Raw genomic sequence first — 14,810 nt, 5'->3', positions numbered from 1 at the left:
GTTTCTCTAGTAACGAGACAAGCGGCAAACTGCCTGGCCATCGTTGTCGGCGATGGGCGATCAAGATCAGTTGGCCGGTGTTCTGGTAGACACGGATCTTGTGCGGAAATGGGTCATCGGAACGTCGATCGCGCTGGTGGTGCTGCTCGCGGCCACTTTCGCCGGCTACGCGTTGTCCAAGTCTCGGACTTTCCAACTGGCCGGTGAGATCGTCAATCGGGTCGACACCACCGACAAGGTGGTGGCCCTGACTTTTGATGACGGACCCACCGAGTGGACACCGGCCGTTCTCGACACGCTGGCCGCGGCGGACATCCCGGCGACGTTCTACCTCAACGGCACCGATCTGGACCGTCACCCCGATCAAGGTGCCGCGATTGCGCGCGCGGGTCACGAAATCGGCAACCACACCTACACCCACCGCCGGATGATGTTCGTATCCGGTGAGACCGTCGCCGACGAGATAGAGCGAACCGACGAAGCCATCACGCGAACGGGCTATCGCGGTCCGGTGACGTTTCGACCGCCATACGGCAAGAAGCTCTGGGCACTTCCGCACTACCTCTCCGAACACGGACGCACCACAGTCACCTGGGATCTGGAACCAGATTCTGCCGGTAACCCGACTACCAACCAGATCGTGCAAGAAACAGTGGAAACCGTCCGCCCAGGCTCGATCATCTTGCTGCACGTCATGCTGGAAAGCCGCGCCGCGTCGCGCGCCGCTGTCCCGCAGATCATCGACCGGTTGCAGTCCGAGGGCTACCGATTTGTCACCGTCAGCGAACTACTCGCCCTCCGCACAGTCGGTGCGCCCGCTGCCTGACTCCGGCCCATATCGTTCTGAGACAGAATGGGATCGATCCCGGTTCTCCAGAAAAGACAGCACCGATCGAACGTGCGTCCCGCCACTCGGACCGCGTTGTAGGAAATGAAGCGGTCCGTGAGACAAACGGCAATGCGTCGACAGTGAGACAACCTGGATGACCACAGTTCAGAGCGTCAAGCATATGCAGCGAAAAGTGAGAACGGGACTGCCCCCTGTTTGGTTGACTCCTTGATGTGCCTTGGGTTTCATGGAGTCGGTTTGCTTGACTTCTGGTCGCGACATCCGCTGAAGGAGCCGTGTCCATGCCCAAGCGTTTTCCCGAAGAGTTCCGCCGCAAGGTGCTCGACCTTGTCGCCGCGGGGCGTCCGATCGCGCAGATCGCCGCCGATCTGAACATCAGCGATCAGACGATCTACGCCTGGCGCAAACAAGAGCTCATCGACACCGGCCAGCTGCCCGGACTCAACCGCGCCGAACTGGCCCAGCTCGGTGCGGCCAATAGACGCATCCGCGAGCTGGAAACCGAGGTCGCCATCCTCAAAAGGGCCCGTGAGCTGCTGCGGGAGCCCAACGACCCACAAGGCGGTCCGCGGCCATAGCCACTATGGCCGCAGAAGGACTTCCGGTGCAGGTCGCGTGCCGGCTGTTAGAAGTGACCGACTCGGGCTACTACGCATGGCGCAGTCGGGCGCCCTCGGCTCGGGCCGTCCGCCATGCCTGGCTGACCGAGCAGATCCGCGCCGTGCACACTGCCTCTCGTGGCACCTACGGTGCCCGCCGGGTGCACGCCGAACTGACCCTCGGGTTGGGTCTACAGGTCGGCCACAACCAGGTCGAGATGCTGATGGCCCGCGCGACCATCAAGGGCCTGCCCGGTACTCGTCGTCCCCGGCCCCGTCACGAGACGCCCACGGCGACGGATCTGGTTGAGCGGATGTTCACCCGCGATGCCCCAAATCGGTTGTGGGTTACCGATATCACTGAGCATCGTACCGCTTGGATTCTTGGGGTCGTTGCAACGCCTTGATGAGGAAGAGGTCACGGCGTTGTCTGATGAATCGGCGAATAGGCCAGGTGTGGCACGGTATTCAACGGGTCAGCGGGAGTTGTTCTTTCGGTTGCTGGATCGTGGAGGCACGATTCGGGCAGCGGCGGCGGGTGCGGGGGTCAGCCCGGACACTGGGTATCGGTGGCGCCGCGAGGCTGGCGTGGCATCACGACGCCCGCGGCCCAGGACCTATACCGCCAAGGAGAAGGCCGAGTTCTTCCGGTTGCTCGGCATCCGAGGCAACGTCTCTGCGGTGGCCCGAGAACTCGGGTTCGTGCGGGTCACCTGCTACAAGTGGGCTCATCAAGCCGGCATCTTCACCGGGCGCGACGTCAGCGGGGGTAAACCGCCCGCGTTGCGACGACCGTGAGAATCCAAGCCTACGAGGGCAAGGTGTACTGCGCGGTGGTGCTCGACACGTTCTCCAGGCGGGTCGTTGGCTGGTCGATCGATTCGAGTCAGACCGCGGCGTTGGTCACCAACGCGCTCGGTATGGCGATCAGCAACCGCGACCCCCAGTCCGGTGGGATCATCCATTCTGACCACGGCGTGCAAGGCGGATTCAATCGGTTGTCGCAACACCGGCTTGTTGGAGCAAGAGTAGCTGGTCGTTGAAGGCCTCGGCTGGGGTCTTCCAGCCGAGGGTCTTGCGGGGTCTGGTGTTGAGGGCGTGAGCGACCGCTTCGATGTCCTCTGCGGTCCATCGGGATAGGTCGGTGCCCTTCGGAAAGTATTGGCGTAGCAGTCCGTTGGTGTTTTCATTCGTGCCGCGTTGCCACGGTGATTGTGGGTCGGCGAAGAATACGGGGATCCCGGTTTCGACCCCGATCGAATTCGAAGCAATCATGACCACACCGGCCAGTCAGGCCGCGTGACCAAAACTGTCACCTATTCGTGCAGCAGACCCTCCGGTGGGGCGGCTGGCATCGCGAAGATCGGCTCACAGCCGACCGCCAGATAGACATCCAGCAACGTGATGTCGGCGGCGTCGCGGGTCAACGCCCACCCACCGTCGCGGCCGCGGGTGGACTGCACCAAGCCTGCGTCACGCAGTTCGCCAAGGCAGCGCCGGATCACCACCGGGTTGGTGTTGACGCTCGTCGCAATGCGCGCCGAGGTCGCGATCTCCTTGTCGGTCCCTCGCCGATCGAACGCGATCCAGGTCAGCACGTGTACGGAAAGGCTCATCCGGCTGTTCGCGCTCAACGCACCTCCTCGGACTCGACTTGACTGTAACTAACATGATTACATATGGTCTTACGTAACCACGATGGTTACATTATGAGCCGACAGGCGAAAGTCCGCCGTAAGCCGGCGGCATCACCCACATGGGAGCGAAAGATGGCTCAGCCGTTGACAATCGGTGAGAACCACGTCGATGACGCCATGCGCCGAGTGGAATTCACCCGCCTCGGCGGACCGGAGGTGCTGGAGGTGGTCCCGCTGCAACTGCCGGCACTACCGGACGGGCACGTGCGCGTCGCGATCCACGTCATCGGGCTCAACCGATTTGAGGCATTGTTCCGGCGCGACCACTACGTCATCGCCCCCACCCTGCCGGCGACCCTGGGCGTCGAAGCCGTCGGCACCATCGTCGACACCGCACCCGACGTCGACGGGTTTGCCGTGGGGCAGCGGGTCGCGATCCTGCCCATCCAGTCTCCGACGGTCGGCACCGGCACCTACGCCACCCATGCCGACGTCCCCGTCGAGGCCCTGGTCGCCGTGGCCGACGACCGCTCAGACGAGCAGGAAGCCGCGACGTGGATGGCCGGCCTACAGGCTTACACCCTGGCGACCAAGGTGCCGATCCGATCCGGTGACACCGTGATCGTCACCGCCGGAACCTCTTCGGTCGGCACCGCACTGATCCAGATCGCCCGCGACTTCGGCGCAACCGTCATCGCCACCACCCGCACCGCCGCACGCAAGCCGGAACTGCGCGCGCTGGGAGCCGACCACGCCATCGCCACCGACGACGAGGACCTCGTCGCCATCGTCGACTCAATCACCGCCGGCCGTGGCGCCTCAGCGGTCTACGACACCGTGGGTGGCGCTCTGCTGGCTGAATTGATCAACGCCACTGCGCCCTTCGGGCACGTGTTCTGCTACGGCGCGCAAACCTCGCCGGACATCCGCGCGGCTCGCGTCGACGTGCCACTGGTAGCCCTCGACCGCAAGTCCATCGGCTTCGTAGACCTCTTCGAACTCGTCGAATCCCCCGACTGGTTGGCCGCCGCCAAGGCCTACATCACCGACGCCGGCAAGCGCGGCGCACTGAGCGTCGGCGTCGACCGCGTGCTGGCTTTCGACGACGTGCAGGAGGCCCACCGCATCCTCGAAACAGGGCGTCTGGCAGGCAAAGTCCTGCTCAGCGTCACCCGGCCGTGATCCGCGACCTCCGCGCTGTCGACGATCGGAAGGACCAGCTATGAGATTCGGGCTGATAGGCGTGAACAGCTTCCAGGGAGCTCACCCTTCCGCTGCCGCGACCACCGCGCGGCTCGCCGAAGAGGTCGGGTTGGACTCGGTATGGGCGATCGACCACGTAGTCGTCCCGGCCACCTACAAGACCACCTACCCCTACGACAAAACCGGAAAAATGCTGGGCGGCCAGGTCGAAGTCGACCTCGCCGACCCGCTGATCTGGCTCACCTACGCCGCCGCCATCACCGAACGCATTATTCTGGCTACCGGGATTCTCGTTCTGCCCCAACGTAATCCCCTCGTGCTCGCTAAACAGGTCGCCACCCTCGATGTGCTCTCCGGTGGGCGAGTACACCTCGGTGTCGGCGTCGGCTGGCTCGAAGAGGAGTTCGCCGCCGTCGGGGTACCGTTCCCGGATCGCGGACGCCGCCATGACGATTACGTGACCGCGATGCGCGCCCTGTGGCGTGACACCAAGGCCACCGTCGACACCACCTACGCCAGCTTCGACGACGCGATCAGCCTGCCCCACCCGGTCAAGGGCGGCGTCCCCATCGTCATCGGTGGCGGGTCCAGCCGCGCAGCGCGTCGCGCCGGACGCATCGGTGACGGATTCTTTCCCACTGTCGAAAGTCCCGAGGCGCTCCAACCGCTGCTCGACACGATCCGCACCGAAGCAGATGCCGCCGGGCGGGACGCGAACGTCATCGAGGTCACCGTTCCCTACGCCGGCGACCTCGGTGGCCTCGGCGACGGCACGCGCCGCCAGGCGATCATCGACGAGCTGTGCCGCACCGCCGACGCCTACGCACACCTCGGCGTCACTCGGATCCTGGTACCCGCACTGCCCGCAGACGCACTGCGCTCACTGGCCGGCGACCTGACTGACCGCTACGGCACCACCGACGCCACCATCGGAGGCGGCGTACTCCTGGGCGCCGCAACCGATCCTGAGCCATAGCGGGCTCGACCGCGCGCGACCGCAAGTTCAACACATCAGCAAGGGAAGGTTCACCCATGTCCGGAAAGCTTGAAGGCAAAGTCGCGGTCATCACCGGCGGTTCGAGCGGTATCGGTCTCGCGACCGCCAAGGAATTTGTCGCCGAGGGCGCCTACGTCTTCATCACCGGCCGTCGTGCGACCGAACTCGACAAGGCGGCCAACGAGATCGGTCGCAACGTCACCCCGGTTCAGGGTGACGTCGCCGAACTCGACGACCTCGACAGACTGTACGAGGTCGTCGGGTGTGAGAAGGGCCGCGTCGACGTCATCTTCGCCAATGCCGCCGTGGGCGGTCTGGCACCGGAAGGCGCCTCCGCAACACCGGAACACTTCGACAAGGTCTTCGGCGCCAATGCGCGGGGCGTGTTCTTCACCGTGCAGAAGGCAGTCGACCTCCTCAGCGACGGCGCATCGATCGTCCTGACCGCCTCCAACGCACACTATTTGGGCGTTCCGGGCTTCGGGCCCTATTCCGCGTCCAAGGCGGCGGTCCGCTCGTTTGCACGGACCTGGGCCGCCGAGTTCAAGGATCGCGGCATCCGTGTCAACACGTTGAGCCCCGGACTGATCGACACGCCGATCCTCAACACGTCGGGTCGCACCCCGGAGGAGGAGCGAGACTTCATGGAGCAGACCGTGAGCAGAGTGCCGCTCGGGCGGATGGGACGCCCTGAAGAGGTGGCTAAGGCCGCACTGTTCCTGGCTTCGAGCGACTCCAGCTTCATCACCGGCATCGATCTCGTCGCTGATGGCGGCATGACTCAGCTCTGATCGTCGAGTCATCGGTCACGCCCGCTCTGATCGTGACGTGGGCAGCCACGTCCCACGTCACGATCCGTTCGTGTCCGCATCGGTGGGGCACCGCCGCCACACGGGAATCTTTCTGCGCCAACGCGAGCGCATGTGTGTCGGAGGTGGCGAAATCAGGCCGGTGCCGCTTCGTTGGTAATGATCCAGAACTTCTTGACGAACGGGGCTTTCGACGTCCAGGTCGTTCTCAAACCGGAAGGCAGGGCGACGATATCTCCGGCTTTGAAGTTGTACTCGTCACCCGTTTCATTGTCGATCAGGTGCGCGTTACCTTCGAGAATGAGCATTGTTTCGTCGCCGAGGGGGGCGGTGTAGGGCACGGTGGCGGATCCATCGGCGTCACACCCTGCGATACCCACGCCGGTTCGCCAGAGACCACACTTGAGGGATCCGGTGCTACCGGTGCTTCGAAGTGCGAACAGTTCGCCACAGACCTGCGGACCGTCGTCGGGTTCGACCCATTCGTAGGGCGCCCACTCCTCCGGGTCGTCGCTGATGTTACCGACGTAAACTTCGCTTTCAACAGTGGCTGGCTGCGGGCTGTCCCAGATAACCCAGAACTTCTTCAAGAACGGACTGGTCACATGCCATCTCAAGTCAACACCCTTCGGGTGGCTGATGATCGATCCGGCTTCAAGATGCACCACTTTGCCGGTGGCAGTATTGGTTACCTCCGCGGTCCCCTCCAGGATGACCATCGTCTCGTCACCCAATGGTGCGGAGTAGACAACATGACAGGTGCCGTCGGGTTCGCAGCCCGCGATGCCCCTTCCTGTCCGCCAGAGGCCTGCCTGTAGAGTCCCGGAGGTTCCGCCTGTCCGGATGAAGACGACTTCACCCTTCTCCTGCGGGCCGTGCAGTGGATCCTCCCAGGCGAAGGGCACCCACTCTCCGGTGCTGTTGCGATTGCCGGTCTCGATCGTGCGGGTGATTGATGTGGTCATGTCATCTCCATTGGTGATGGGTTGCGTAACAATGTCTTTGGGAACTTTGCTAGAAGGTCAGGCGTTGCTGGGGGTTGATGATGCACTGTGGGCCTGCGACTCCTCCGTGACCGGTGCGGGCAGAGGGACATCCTTGAAGACTGCAAAGCTGGACGGCTTCTCGGTCATGTAAGGAAAGTGGAATCCGCACTCGGGACACACCTCCCGCAGTACGGCTTGCTCCTGCTCGAGGTGATACTCCTTGTCCTGCACGAGATTGCAGCACGGACAAATTCGCAGCAGGCGAGTTCCCGTCAACTCGAAGTTGGTGATGATGTCTTCCATGATTGCGCCGTTGGCGGCCCAGGCTTTGGCGCGCTTGTGATAGTCGTTCATGTGCCAGTCGCGTAGCGATTCTCTGTTCGCCCAGAAGCTGCACTCATTGAACCAGTTCGGGTCTTCTGGGTGTGCCCACCAGGTCAGATGCATGAATCCGGGCAGATCCATCAGGTGGTGGCGGGTGTCGGCGAAAACGACCTTGAACTTCTCGTACGCGTCGGGGCTGGAGAATCGGACGCGCTGCATACTCAGATATACCGCCATTGTGCGGGGACCTTTCGTGTCGCCGAGGCTCGTGCTGGTGACTATCAGGGTTGCCAATATGTGCGCTCAAGCTGGCTGCTCGAGTGTTTGTGATGTGAGGCACACTGTCTAAGTGTTGGCTCCAATGATCTGTCGAAATCTTCCCAGGCAACAGATCCAATCTCGGACAATCGAGGGGTACCACTTGTCATCTATCGGTAACGAGGGCGAAGGCGCTGGTGCAGCACGATCTCTGCCTGCGTATCGAAGGCTCTACGAGCAGATCCGCGACGGTATTCTCGACGGGCAGCTTCCTCCTGGGTCCCGGCTGCCGGCCAGCCGGCGTCTGGCCGCAGAGGCCGGACTCTCGCGCAATACAGTGCTGGCGGCATTCGAACAGCTGGACGCTGAGGGCTATCTTGACAAGCGCCGTGGGTCTGGGACGTATGTCGCAGCCACTGTGGTCCCGCAGAACCTGATGACCGACCACGCGCCCGGGACAAGATCGAATTCCACTTTGGGGCAGTGTTTCTCGGCGCGAGGTCAGTCGATCACCATGGCTGCACGGATGCCGTTGCCGGCCACTACTGGCGTTCCGGCCCGGTCGACTGCGTTTCAGATCGGACTTCCTGGGCTCTCTGACTTCCCAACGGACTTGTGGGTTCGAATGGTGAGTTCGCGTCTGCGACGGTCTAGCCGTGACTTGATGTGCTACGACGATCCGGCCGGATACCGTCCGCTGCGCGAAGCGATTGCTTCACACGTAGCGATATCACGCGGAATTCGCTGCACCGCCGATCAGGTGGTGATCGTTTCCGGCTCCCAGCAGGCCTTGGAGTTCTGTGGTCGCATACTTCTCGACCCCGGCGATCCCGTCTGGCTCGAAGATCCGTGCTACCTGGGCGCTAAGACAGCGCTCATTTCCTCGGGCGCGCGAATCGTACCGGTACCGGTTGATGTCAACGGACTCGACGTCGTGGCTGGTGTCGAAGCCGAGCCGAAAGCGAAGCTGGCGATCGTCACACCTTCGCATCAATTTCCCCTGGGGGTCACTATGGCGCTCGACCGGCGTCTAGCACTCCTGGAGTGGGCGGCCAGTAGCGGAGCGTGGGTCGTGGAGGACGACTATGATAATGAATTCCACTACCGGGGAAAGCCTCTGGCGGCATTGCGGGCGATCGACCCGCACCGTCGGGTGATCTATGTCGGCACATTCAGCAAAACGATGTTTCCTGGGCTGCGCATAGGTTACGTGATCGCGCCCCCAGATCTGGTGGACGGTTTTGTCGCCGCACACCTGAGTTCGGACATGCACTCACCCTTGGTCGACCAAGCTGTTCTCACCGACTTCATGCAAGAAGGACACTTCGCTCGTCATCTTCGGCACATGCGGGCGCTCTACTCAGAGCGCCAAACATTCCTCATCGACCAAGTCCGAAGGCATATCGCTGATTCGATACGAGTGGAACCGTCAGGCAATGGATTGCATCTGGTTGGTTGGCTCGTCGGAGAACTGGACGAGCACAACGTGTCTCAGCGTGCGGCTGAGGCGGGCATTCATCTTTGGCCCCTGTCGATACACTGCATCGACAGGCAACTACCTCCCGCAGTGCTGCTTGGCTATGCGGGAACAAGTACTTCAGACACGGCGACGGCCGTCGATGTGTTGCGACGCATCTTCGATCAGTAGTCGCGCACTTCAGCTATGAAAGCGTCGCAGGCCCTTCGGTGGCCGCATCCTTCAAGGTCGCAGATATCACCGCCACGGTGCAGGCAGTGCGTCAGGCGTGCGGCCCAGTGCACCTCGAACCGACGGCCGGACCACACGAGATCTGAGCAGTCGCGGAAGACCCCTGGGTAACAAGTTCGTCCTTTGTTCTCCGCTCCCAGGCTGACACCTGCACCGGCGGCGGAGAGAACTCACCGCCGCCCCTGTTACCCGAAGCGGCTGTGCCAAACGGTGTCGGCACAGCCGCTCGCCGGCCCGCGAGCACTTCACCTGCCAGGGCGTGACCGCGTCATCCTCACGCGGGTATGCGAATTCCGGGCACGATGATGATCGATTGGATCCGCCACCCTTCCGGGGTGCGTGTGTAGGTGATGTCTGCGCCGAGGTATGCCGCGCGGGGGTCCTCGTTGCCGTCGGCCGCGACCCACATCAGCCATTGACCGGTGGCACGGTCGCCGTCGATGTCCAGGATGGGGTTCAAGAAGGCGTGCATGGCGAACGGTACGGCTGCGGTGGCTTGCTCCAAACCTGCTGCAATTGCGGCGGCTCCGACCGTCGGGGGTGTGCCCGGGTGCGTGAAGGTGCCATCGGGGGCAAAGATGTGCGCGATGTCCTCGGGGTGGATGGTCTTGCCGCCCCACCCGCGGTTGATCGCGTTGGCGTAGCGGGAGGTCAGGTCGACGAGGGCAGCGTGGTCGTCCCAGTGCGACGGTCTCGGGCTGAGTACGGCTGCGGTGCTGAGTGCCGTCGTCAACGCCGCCTCGCGACTGGTTGGAGCAGTCACGGAGCGCCACGCGATGTACCCGTCAGGTCGGACCAAGGAGGCTCCGCTGGGTCCCAGTCCAAATGCTGTCAGGATGTGGGCGCGAGCCTCGGATTCGCTTGTCACACCGAGGATGTCGATTGGAAGACCGAGTTTGACAGCGACGGATTCGGCGGCGGTGCGCCATGCTTCTGAGCCGGTGACGAGGGTCCAATGCCGCCCAAAATGGTCCAGAGTAGATCGACCGGGTGCGACCCACACATGCGGCGCGCGCGTACCGGGTTGCCCGACCCATTCATCAGGTCTGCGGGCCTCCGGCAGGTCGGGACTCATGTTGGCCGGCGCGACGGCGCGGTAGAGCTGGCCGAGTTCCATGGCGACGTCATCGATGATCTTGGTCTCGGAGGTGGGGGTATCGATGTAGGCCTTGTAATCGGCGCGGGCGAAGATCTGCTCGTGCCGTAGCCAGGCGACTGGGCGTCGTTCGGCGTCGTAGGTGTCGAGAAGCGCCGGCTCGCTGCGGCCGGTGTGGACCGCGGCGATCTTCCACGCGAGGTTGTGGACATCGCCGATTCCGGTGTTGGCGCCGTAACCGCCGCGATTCGGCGGGAGTTGGTGCGCGGCGTCCCCGGCGAGAAAGACTCTCCCGCAACTGAAGTGGTCGGCGATGAGCGCCGACAGTTCCCAACGTCCGGTGGTGATCAGGTCGATCCCCAGGTCGTCGATTCCCGTGGCGCGCCGAATCGCCGCGCGCTGTTCGTCTTCGGTGCGGTCGAGGTCGTCTTTGAGCATCAATACCCAACGTCCGTCGGAGTAGGTCGTCAGGAAGGCCTCGAACCCGTGTTGTTCAATCTCGAACTGCACGATGCCCTGGCGCAGATAGTGCTCCAGCTCGGGCGCCCTGAAGAGGATGCTGCGCTGAACTGACAGCAGGCCTCGCCCGGTCCGGGCAATGCCCAGGCGGCCCCGGATCTCGCTGCCGGCCCCGTCGGCCGCGACCAAAAAGTCGGTGTCGAGGCGGTATTCGCTTCCATCGGCCCGTCGGCGCACCGTAGCGGTGACACCATCACCGTGGTCGTCGAAGGAGACGAGCTCGGTGCCCAAGCGCAAGTCAGCGCCGAGTTCGATGGCTCGTTTGCGCAAGATGGGCTCCAATGCGTCTTGGGCTATCGCGCTGGCCCGCACCGGGGAATGGTCTGCCGCCATGGAGGCGGCCGTCGCCGGGGGTGACCACGGATACTCCTCAAACCACTGTCCGGCAAGACTTTCGACACGAGCGCGGCGCGGTGGGCCGTGCTGCGTGCTCGGTGGCAACTCGATCCCGACGCCGCGGAACAGCTCCATCGTGCGCGTCGTGTAGCCGATGGCGCGGGGGTGCAACGCGCTGCCGGAATGGCGCTCGATGAGTGTCGTCGGTACGCCGTGCGATGCGAGGAAGACCGCCGCCGATAGACCCACGAGGCTGCCTCCGACGATCAAGGTGGAGGTGGCATCTGTACGTGCTGTCTTCACTTCAACTCCTGACGCAATGGTTTATTGACTAAAGTTATATAGGGACTTAATTAGTTCAGCAAGTCTAGTTTGGCGTGTAGGGTGATTGGGTGACGACTGACGTGCCGGGCCGTCGCGCCCGTAAGAACGCGCAGACGCGTAGTGCGTTGGCTGAGGCGGCCGAACGTCTGTTCCTGGCCCGGGGATACGACGCCGTGCCGGTGAAGGACATCGCGGACGAGGTCGATGTCTCGGTGCCCACGTTGTTCAAGCACGTCCCCGATGGCAAGCCGGCGGTGATGTTCGACGACGGCGTGGAACGTCGGGAGAGCCTGCTTTCGGCCGTTCACAATCGGGCGGCGCACACTTCAGTGCTCGCAGCGCTGCGGGATTTCATGGCCGGCAGGGGACCGTTCGAGCCCAGTCTCTCGCAAGCCTTCGTCCGGCGTACCGAACTGATCATGACCACCCCTGCGCTCCGGGAATACTCGCGAAAGCTGTGGATCCGTTGCGAGAAGCCACTAGCCGAGGCGGTCGCAGCCGAATTGGGTCGATCGCCCGACGATGTGACAGCACGTGCGGTGGCGCGGTACGTGTTGGAGATTCCGCAGTTCGTGGCTGACGAGCCACAGCCCCGCGAAGCCCTCGATGCGATCTTCGACCTCTTGGAGCATGGATTGGACCACACATCCGCGGTCAATATGCGATGAGACAGCGCTCAACCTGGTGATCGGCGAGCTCGCCGAAACCGTGGCCCGCTTACGACTCACCGCCGACCACGGACGTGAAGATTCTGATCTGCTTATCCGCCAGGCGAGGACACTCTCATCGACTCGCGCGAAGAATTCGGTTAGCACGCAGTGCGCGAACACCTTCTGCGTCCTCCCGTCAGTAGTGAGCGGCGACCTAGGCGGGTAGGAAATGCAGCGATTCGGAGACAAATGTAGGCGACATCGCCGCGAGACAGCCTGCACGACCACATGTCAGCGGGTCACACAGATGTCGCTGAAGGTGAGGACCTGGCAACGGCATACCGCTTCGGGTGACGCCCAGCTTGCACCGATCCTTCCGCCCCCGCGACGACTTGGTTGGTTCCTTAGGTCGCATACGTCCGATATCGCATTCATCGCTCGCGTGACTTCCGCTGTGCGCCGCGACCGGACCATCGATGATTCACACCGCCCCCAAGCGCACTCCAATATGATTCCGCATCCAATGTCTTTGCGGTGATAACTTTTACTTGCTTATATTTAACGCTGAATAACTAGTTATAAACAAACAAAAATAGCCATAGAAACGTGTCTGAAATGTGTCAGGAATTTCGATGGATGCGAGTTATCGTTTTTCCGATCTACCGCGGCGCGGCATCCCGGCCACACCGTCACTATTACCTTTCGGAGGCAACTATGCGATCGAATACATCCACGCTGTTTCGTGCCGGCGCCATTACTCCGATGGCCCTTGCCGCCGCACTTTGTTTCGCCGGGACGGCACATGCAGCCGTCGTCTCTGTGAACTGGGCTTGCCAGGCCTCGGTTGGGACGTCGACCCAGACGGCGTCGGTCACCGGCACCGCGCCGACTTCGGTGACCGCGGGTTCTCCCGTAGCCATTACCATTGCGCCGGGTTCATCGACGATTCCGTCGTCGGCGAGCGGCGTTACGATCAATAACGTCAACACCATGAAGATGCTCATCCCGATCCCGGCAAATTCGACATATGTCTCCTCCAGCGCATCCGGTGGGACTTACCCCGGCTCGACGGCTCTAGTGAGCGGGAATGTTGTGCTTACCATTCCTGGCCCAATTCCCGGCGGTACGACATACATCCCGCCCGCCGTCACCATCAACGTGACGGCCACCGCTCCCGGTTCGATTACCAGCAAGTATGCCGGCACCAGCTATGCCAACCCCGGCATGACCTTCAACACCAACATTCCAATTCTTGGTAACATCGCAACCTCGTGCTACCCGAATCCTTCTCCGACGCTCACCACCACGACTGTCACCTAACTCTGCAGGCCGGACAGGCCAATCAGATGGCGCGCAAGAACCAGCCAACTGCATATACGGTCGGCGCCGATCGGGTCAGGTCAGGTTGAGCGCATAGCCTGGAGAAGTGCAGCGATGAATGACCCTCGACTGGGCCGAAGGACCATTCCAGTCGAGGGTTATTGCTATTCTCCAGTCGCCATCGAGCATGACGACTAGTCTCCCGAATCAGATTGCGCACACCAGGCACAAACGTGTCCGTCGACCAGGCGGAAGGGTGTTGGTAACACTGCGACTAAATTCTTCTGAGAGTTCAATGACCGGCGCGTGCTGGTGGCCAAAGCCGCGGAAAGTTCCACCGTCCACAGTTCGAGCGAAAGCCTCGATAATCGATGCGTAGGCCACTCCACCGTCGTTATAATCAAACCGCGGCTCAGGAAACCGGCTCGATCAGTCGGCACGGGCCGCTCGGTCCCATGTCCACCAAAGGGGGGCCAGCGCTGGGTGGGAGGATTTTCGTCCGATGCCAACCGAACTCGCTCGGATCGCCGTAATCCTAAAGACAAGACTGGAATCTTTTCATGGATCCGTCGACGACTTGGCGCACGAATTGGTGAGGGTGCTCGGCGTCAATCAGACAGGTCTACGTGCCCTCTTGCTCATTCTCCTTGCGGGCGAGAAGGCCACGACGCCGGGACTTCTGGCTGACCGGCTCGGCCTCACTGCCGCCGGCACCACTACCGTGCTCAACCGACTGGAGAAGCTGGGCTACGTCAGTCGATCGCTGCATCCCACCGATCGCCGGCGAGTTATCGTGTTGGCGACCACTCTTGCTGGCCGCCGAATCTCGGAACTCACCTCCCCGCTGCTGGATCAGGGTGGCAAGGTGTTGTTGAGCCAGTACAGCGCGGCGGAGATCGCCCTGATCGTCAGATTCCTCACCCGTGCGGACGAACTCCAACAAGCTCATCTCAGTTGGCTGCGTGGTTTGGATCCCTACACTCATTAGCTAGATCAGCATCGCTGAACTCGTTGGCGCAGAGGGTGTCTGGTTGAGGTTGCGCGTCACACTGGCCGCTAGGTGCATATGCCTGGCGGGGTGCCGATGCGGCACGAGGTGTAAATGCGTGTGTTCGCGAACTCCTCTCAGCAACACCATGTCTGGCCACATTTGACACGACAGTGGGCCCCGCTCAAGAGCGGGGCCCACTGATC

Annotated in this window: 15 protein-coding genes and 2 pseudogenes; 12 read left to right on the top strand and 5 right to left on the bottom strand. The window is 62.5% G+C overall.

Annotation, left to right across the window (positions count from 1 at the left end):
* The first annotated feature begins 52 nt into the window (after window positions 1-52).
* From WBB07_RS14585 to WBB07_RS14565, 5 genes and pseudogenes are all read left to right on the top strand, one after another.
* The gene (locus tag WBB07_RS14585; RefSeq protein ID WP_526308843.1) at window positions 53-826 is read left to right on the top strand and encodes a polysaccharide deacetylase family protein; all 774 of its coding nucleotides are present in this window, start codon (window positions 53-55) and stop codon (window positions 824-826) included.
* Window positions 827-1,131: 305 nt separating this feature from the next.
* Window positions 1,132-1,428, top strand: coding sequence for a transposase (locus WBB07_RS14580; protein WP_526308841.1), 297 nt, complete (start codon window positions 1,132-1,134; stop codon window positions 1,426-1,428).
* A gap of 26 nt (window positions 1,429-1,454) precedes the next feature.
* The gene (locus tag WBB07_RS14575; RefSeq protein WP_526308839.1) at window positions 1,455-1,856 is read left to right on the top strand and encodes an IS3 family transposase; all 402 of its coding nucleotides are present in this window, start codon (window positions 1,455-1,457) and stop codon (window positions 1,854-1,856) included.
* A 181-nt stretch (window positions 1,857-2,037) separates the two neighbouring features.
* Window positions 2,038-2,247 (top strand): hypothetical protein, encoded by a 210-nt coding sequence (locus WBB07_RS14570; RefSeq protein ID WP_526308837.1) that lies wholly within the window; start codon window positions 2,038-2,040, stop codon window positions 2,245-2,247.
* A gap of 14 nt (window positions 2,248-2,261) precedes the next feature.
* Window positions 2,262-2,432 (top strand): annotated as a pseudogene (locus WBB07_RS14565) (DDE-type integrase/transposase/recombinase); the annotation flags it as partial.
* A 7-nt stretch (window positions 2,433-2,439) separates the two neighbouring features.
* On the opposite strand, the pseudogene WBB07_RS14560 reads toward WBB07_RS14565, so the two are convergent.
* Both WBB07_RS14560 and WBB07_RS14555 read right to left on the bottom strand, forming a co-directional pair.
* Window positions 2,440-2,700 (bottom strand): annotated as a pseudogene (locus WBB07_RS14560) (IS30 family transposase); the annotation flags it as partial.
* A 65-nt stretch (window positions 2,701-2,765) separates the two neighbouring features.
* Window positions 2,766-3,083 carry an RrF2 family transcriptional regulator gene (locus WBB07_RS14555; RefSeq protein WP_526308835.1) on the bottom strand — a complete coding sequence of 106 codons (318 nt, stop codon included), beginning with the start codon at window positions 3,081-3,083 and terminating at the stop codon, window positions 2,766-2,768.
* A gap of 135 nt (window positions 3,084-3,218) precedes the next feature.
* Here WBB07_RS14555 and WBB07_RS14550 point away from each other — a divergent pair, with 135 nt between their 5' ends.
* From WBB07_RS14550 to WBB07_RS14540, 3 genes are read left to right on the top strand one after another with little or no spacing between them, the layout of a single operon-like run.
* The gene (locus WBB07_RS14550; RefSeq protein WP_526308833.1) at window positions 3,219-4,268 is read left to right on the top strand and encodes a zinc-dependent alcohol dehydrogenase family protein; all 1,050 of its coding nucleotides are present in this window, start codon (window positions 3,219-3,221) and stop codon (window positions 4,266-4,268) included.
* 40 nt (window positions 4,269-4,308) lie between these two features.
* Entirely contained in the window at window positions 4,309-5,265 is a 957-nt protein-coding gene (locus WBB07_RS14545) for an LLM class F420-dependent oxidoreductase (protein ID WP_526308831.1), read from the top strand.
* Between the two features lie 56 nt (window positions 5,266-5,321).
* Window positions 5,322-6,077 carry an SDR family NAD(P)-dependent oxidoreductase gene (locus WBB07_RS14540; protein ID WP_526308829.1) on the top strand — a complete coding sequence of 252 codons (756 nt, stop codon included), beginning with the start codon at window positions 5,322-5,324 and terminating at the stop codon, window positions 6,075-6,077.
* Between the two features lie 152 nt (window positions 6,078-6,229).
* Here WBB07_RS14540 and WBB07_RS14535 read toward each other — a convergent pair whose 3' ends face one another.
* The gene (locus WBB07_RS14535) at window positions 6,230-7,060 is read right to left on the bottom strand and encodes a cupin domain-containing protein (protein ID WP_526308827.1); all 831 of its coding nucleotides are present in this window, start codon (window positions 7,058-7,060) and stop codon (window positions 6,230-6,232) included.
* A gap of 57 nt (window positions 7,061-7,117) precedes the next feature.
* Entirely contained in the window at window positions 7,118-7,642 is a 525-nt protein-coding gene (locus WBB07_RS14530; RefSeq protein ID WP_526308883.1) for an antibiotic biosynthesis monooxygenase family protein, read from the bottom strand.
* Window positions 7,643-7,766: 124 nt separating this feature from the next.
* Between WBB07_RS14530 and pdxR the strand changes: the two genes are divergently transcribed.
* Entirely contained in the window at window positions 7,767-9,311 is a 1,545-nt protein-coding gene (pdxR, locus tag WBB07_RS14525; protein ID WP_526308881.1) for a MocR-like pyridoxine biosynthesis transcription factor PdxR, read from the top strand.
* Between the two features lie 334 nt (window positions 9,312-9,645).
* Here the strand turns inward: pdxR and WBB07_RS14520 are convergent, their stop codons facing one another.
* Entirely contained in the window at window positions 9,646-11,625 is a 1,980-nt protein-coding gene (locus WBB07_RS14520) for an FAD-dependent oxidoreductase (protein ID WP_526308825.1), read from the bottom strand.
* An 89-nt stretch (window positions 11,626-11,714) separates the two neighbouring features.
* Between WBB07_RS14520 and WBB07_RS14515 the strand changes: the two genes are divergently transcribed.
* The 3 genes from WBB07_RS14515 to WBB07_RS14505 all read left to right on the top strand — a co-directional run bounded on the left by WBB07_RS14515 (window position 11,715) and on the right by WBB07_RS14505 (window position 14,604).
* Window positions 11,715-12,314 (top strand): TetR/AcrR family transcriptional regulator, encoded by a 600-nt coding sequence (locus WBB07_RS14515; protein ID WP_526308823.1) that lies wholly within the window; start codon window positions 11,715-11,717, stop codon window positions 12,312-12,314.
* A gap of 696 nt (window positions 12,315-13,010) precedes the next feature.
* The gene (locus tag WBB07_RS14510) at window positions 13,011-13,616 is read left to right on the top strand and encodes a hypothetical protein (RefSeq protein WP_526308821.1); all 606 of its coding nucleotides are present in this window, start codon (window positions 13,011-13,013) and stop codon (window positions 13,614-13,616) included.
* Window positions 13,617-14,118: 502 nt separating this feature from the next.
* A complete protein-coding gene (locus WBB07_RS14505) occupies window positions 14,119-14,604 on the top strand; it encodes a MarR family winged helix-turn-helix transcriptional regulator (RefSeq protein WP_526308819.1) in 486 nt (161 codons plus the stop codon).
* Window positions 14,605-14,810: the final 206 nt, after the last annotated feature.

Origin of the sequence: Mycobacterium sp., assembly GCF_049647605.1 — a bacterium.
Taxonomy (GTDB): Bacteria; Actinomycetota; Actinomycetes; order Mycobacteriales; family Mycobacteriaceae; genus Mycobacterium.
The sequence above is the reverse complement of the archived record's forward strand: the minus strand, read 5'-3'. Positions and strand labels throughout refer to the sequence as shown.

What these genes read in the sequence shown, in the direction of transcription:
- WBB07_RS14550 (WP_526308833.1), top strand. Translation starts at nt 3,219, where the DNA reads ATGGCTCAGCCGTTGACAATCGGTGAGAACCACGTCGATGACGCCATG.
- WBB07_RS14530 (WP_526308883.1), bottom strand. Translation starts at nt 7,642, where the DNA reads ATGGCGGTATATCTGAGTATGCAGCGCGTCCGATTCTCCAGCCCCGAC.
- WBB07_RS14545 (WP_526308831.1), top strand. Translation starts at nt 4,309, where the DNA reads ATGAGATTCGGGCTGATAGGCGTGAACAGCTTCCAGGGAGCTCACCCT.
- WBB07_RS14510 (WP_526308821.1), top strand. Translation starts at nt 13,011, where the DNA reads ATGCGATCGAATACATCCACGCTGTTTCGTGCCGGCGCCATTACTCCG.
- pdxR (WP_526308881.1), top strand. Translation starts at nt 7,767, where the DNA reads ATGATCTGTCGAAATCTTCCCAGGCAACAGATCCAATCTCGGACAATC.
- WBB07_RS14585 (WP_526308843.1), top strand. Translation starts at nt 53, where the DNA reads ATGGGCGATCAAGATCAGTTGGCCGGTGTTCTGGTAGACACGGATCTT.
- WBB07_RS14505 (WP_526308819.1), top strand. Translation starts at nt 14,119, where the DNA reads ATGCCAACCGAACTCGCTCGGATCGCCGTAATCCTAAAGACAAGACTG.
- WBB07_RS14540 (WP_526308829.1), top strand. Translation starts at nt 5,322, where the DNA reads ATGTCCGGAAAGCTTGAAGGCAAAGTCGCGGTCATCACCGGCGGTTCG.
- WBB07_RS14580 (WP_526308841.1), top strand. Translation starts at nt 1,132, where the DNA reads ATGCCCAAGCGTTTTCCCGAAGAGTTCCGCCGCAAGGTGCTCGACCTT.
- WBB07_RS14535 (WP_526308827.1), bottom strand. Translation starts at nt 7,060, where the DNA reads ATGACCACATCAATCACCCGCACGATCGAGACCGGCAATCGCAACAGC.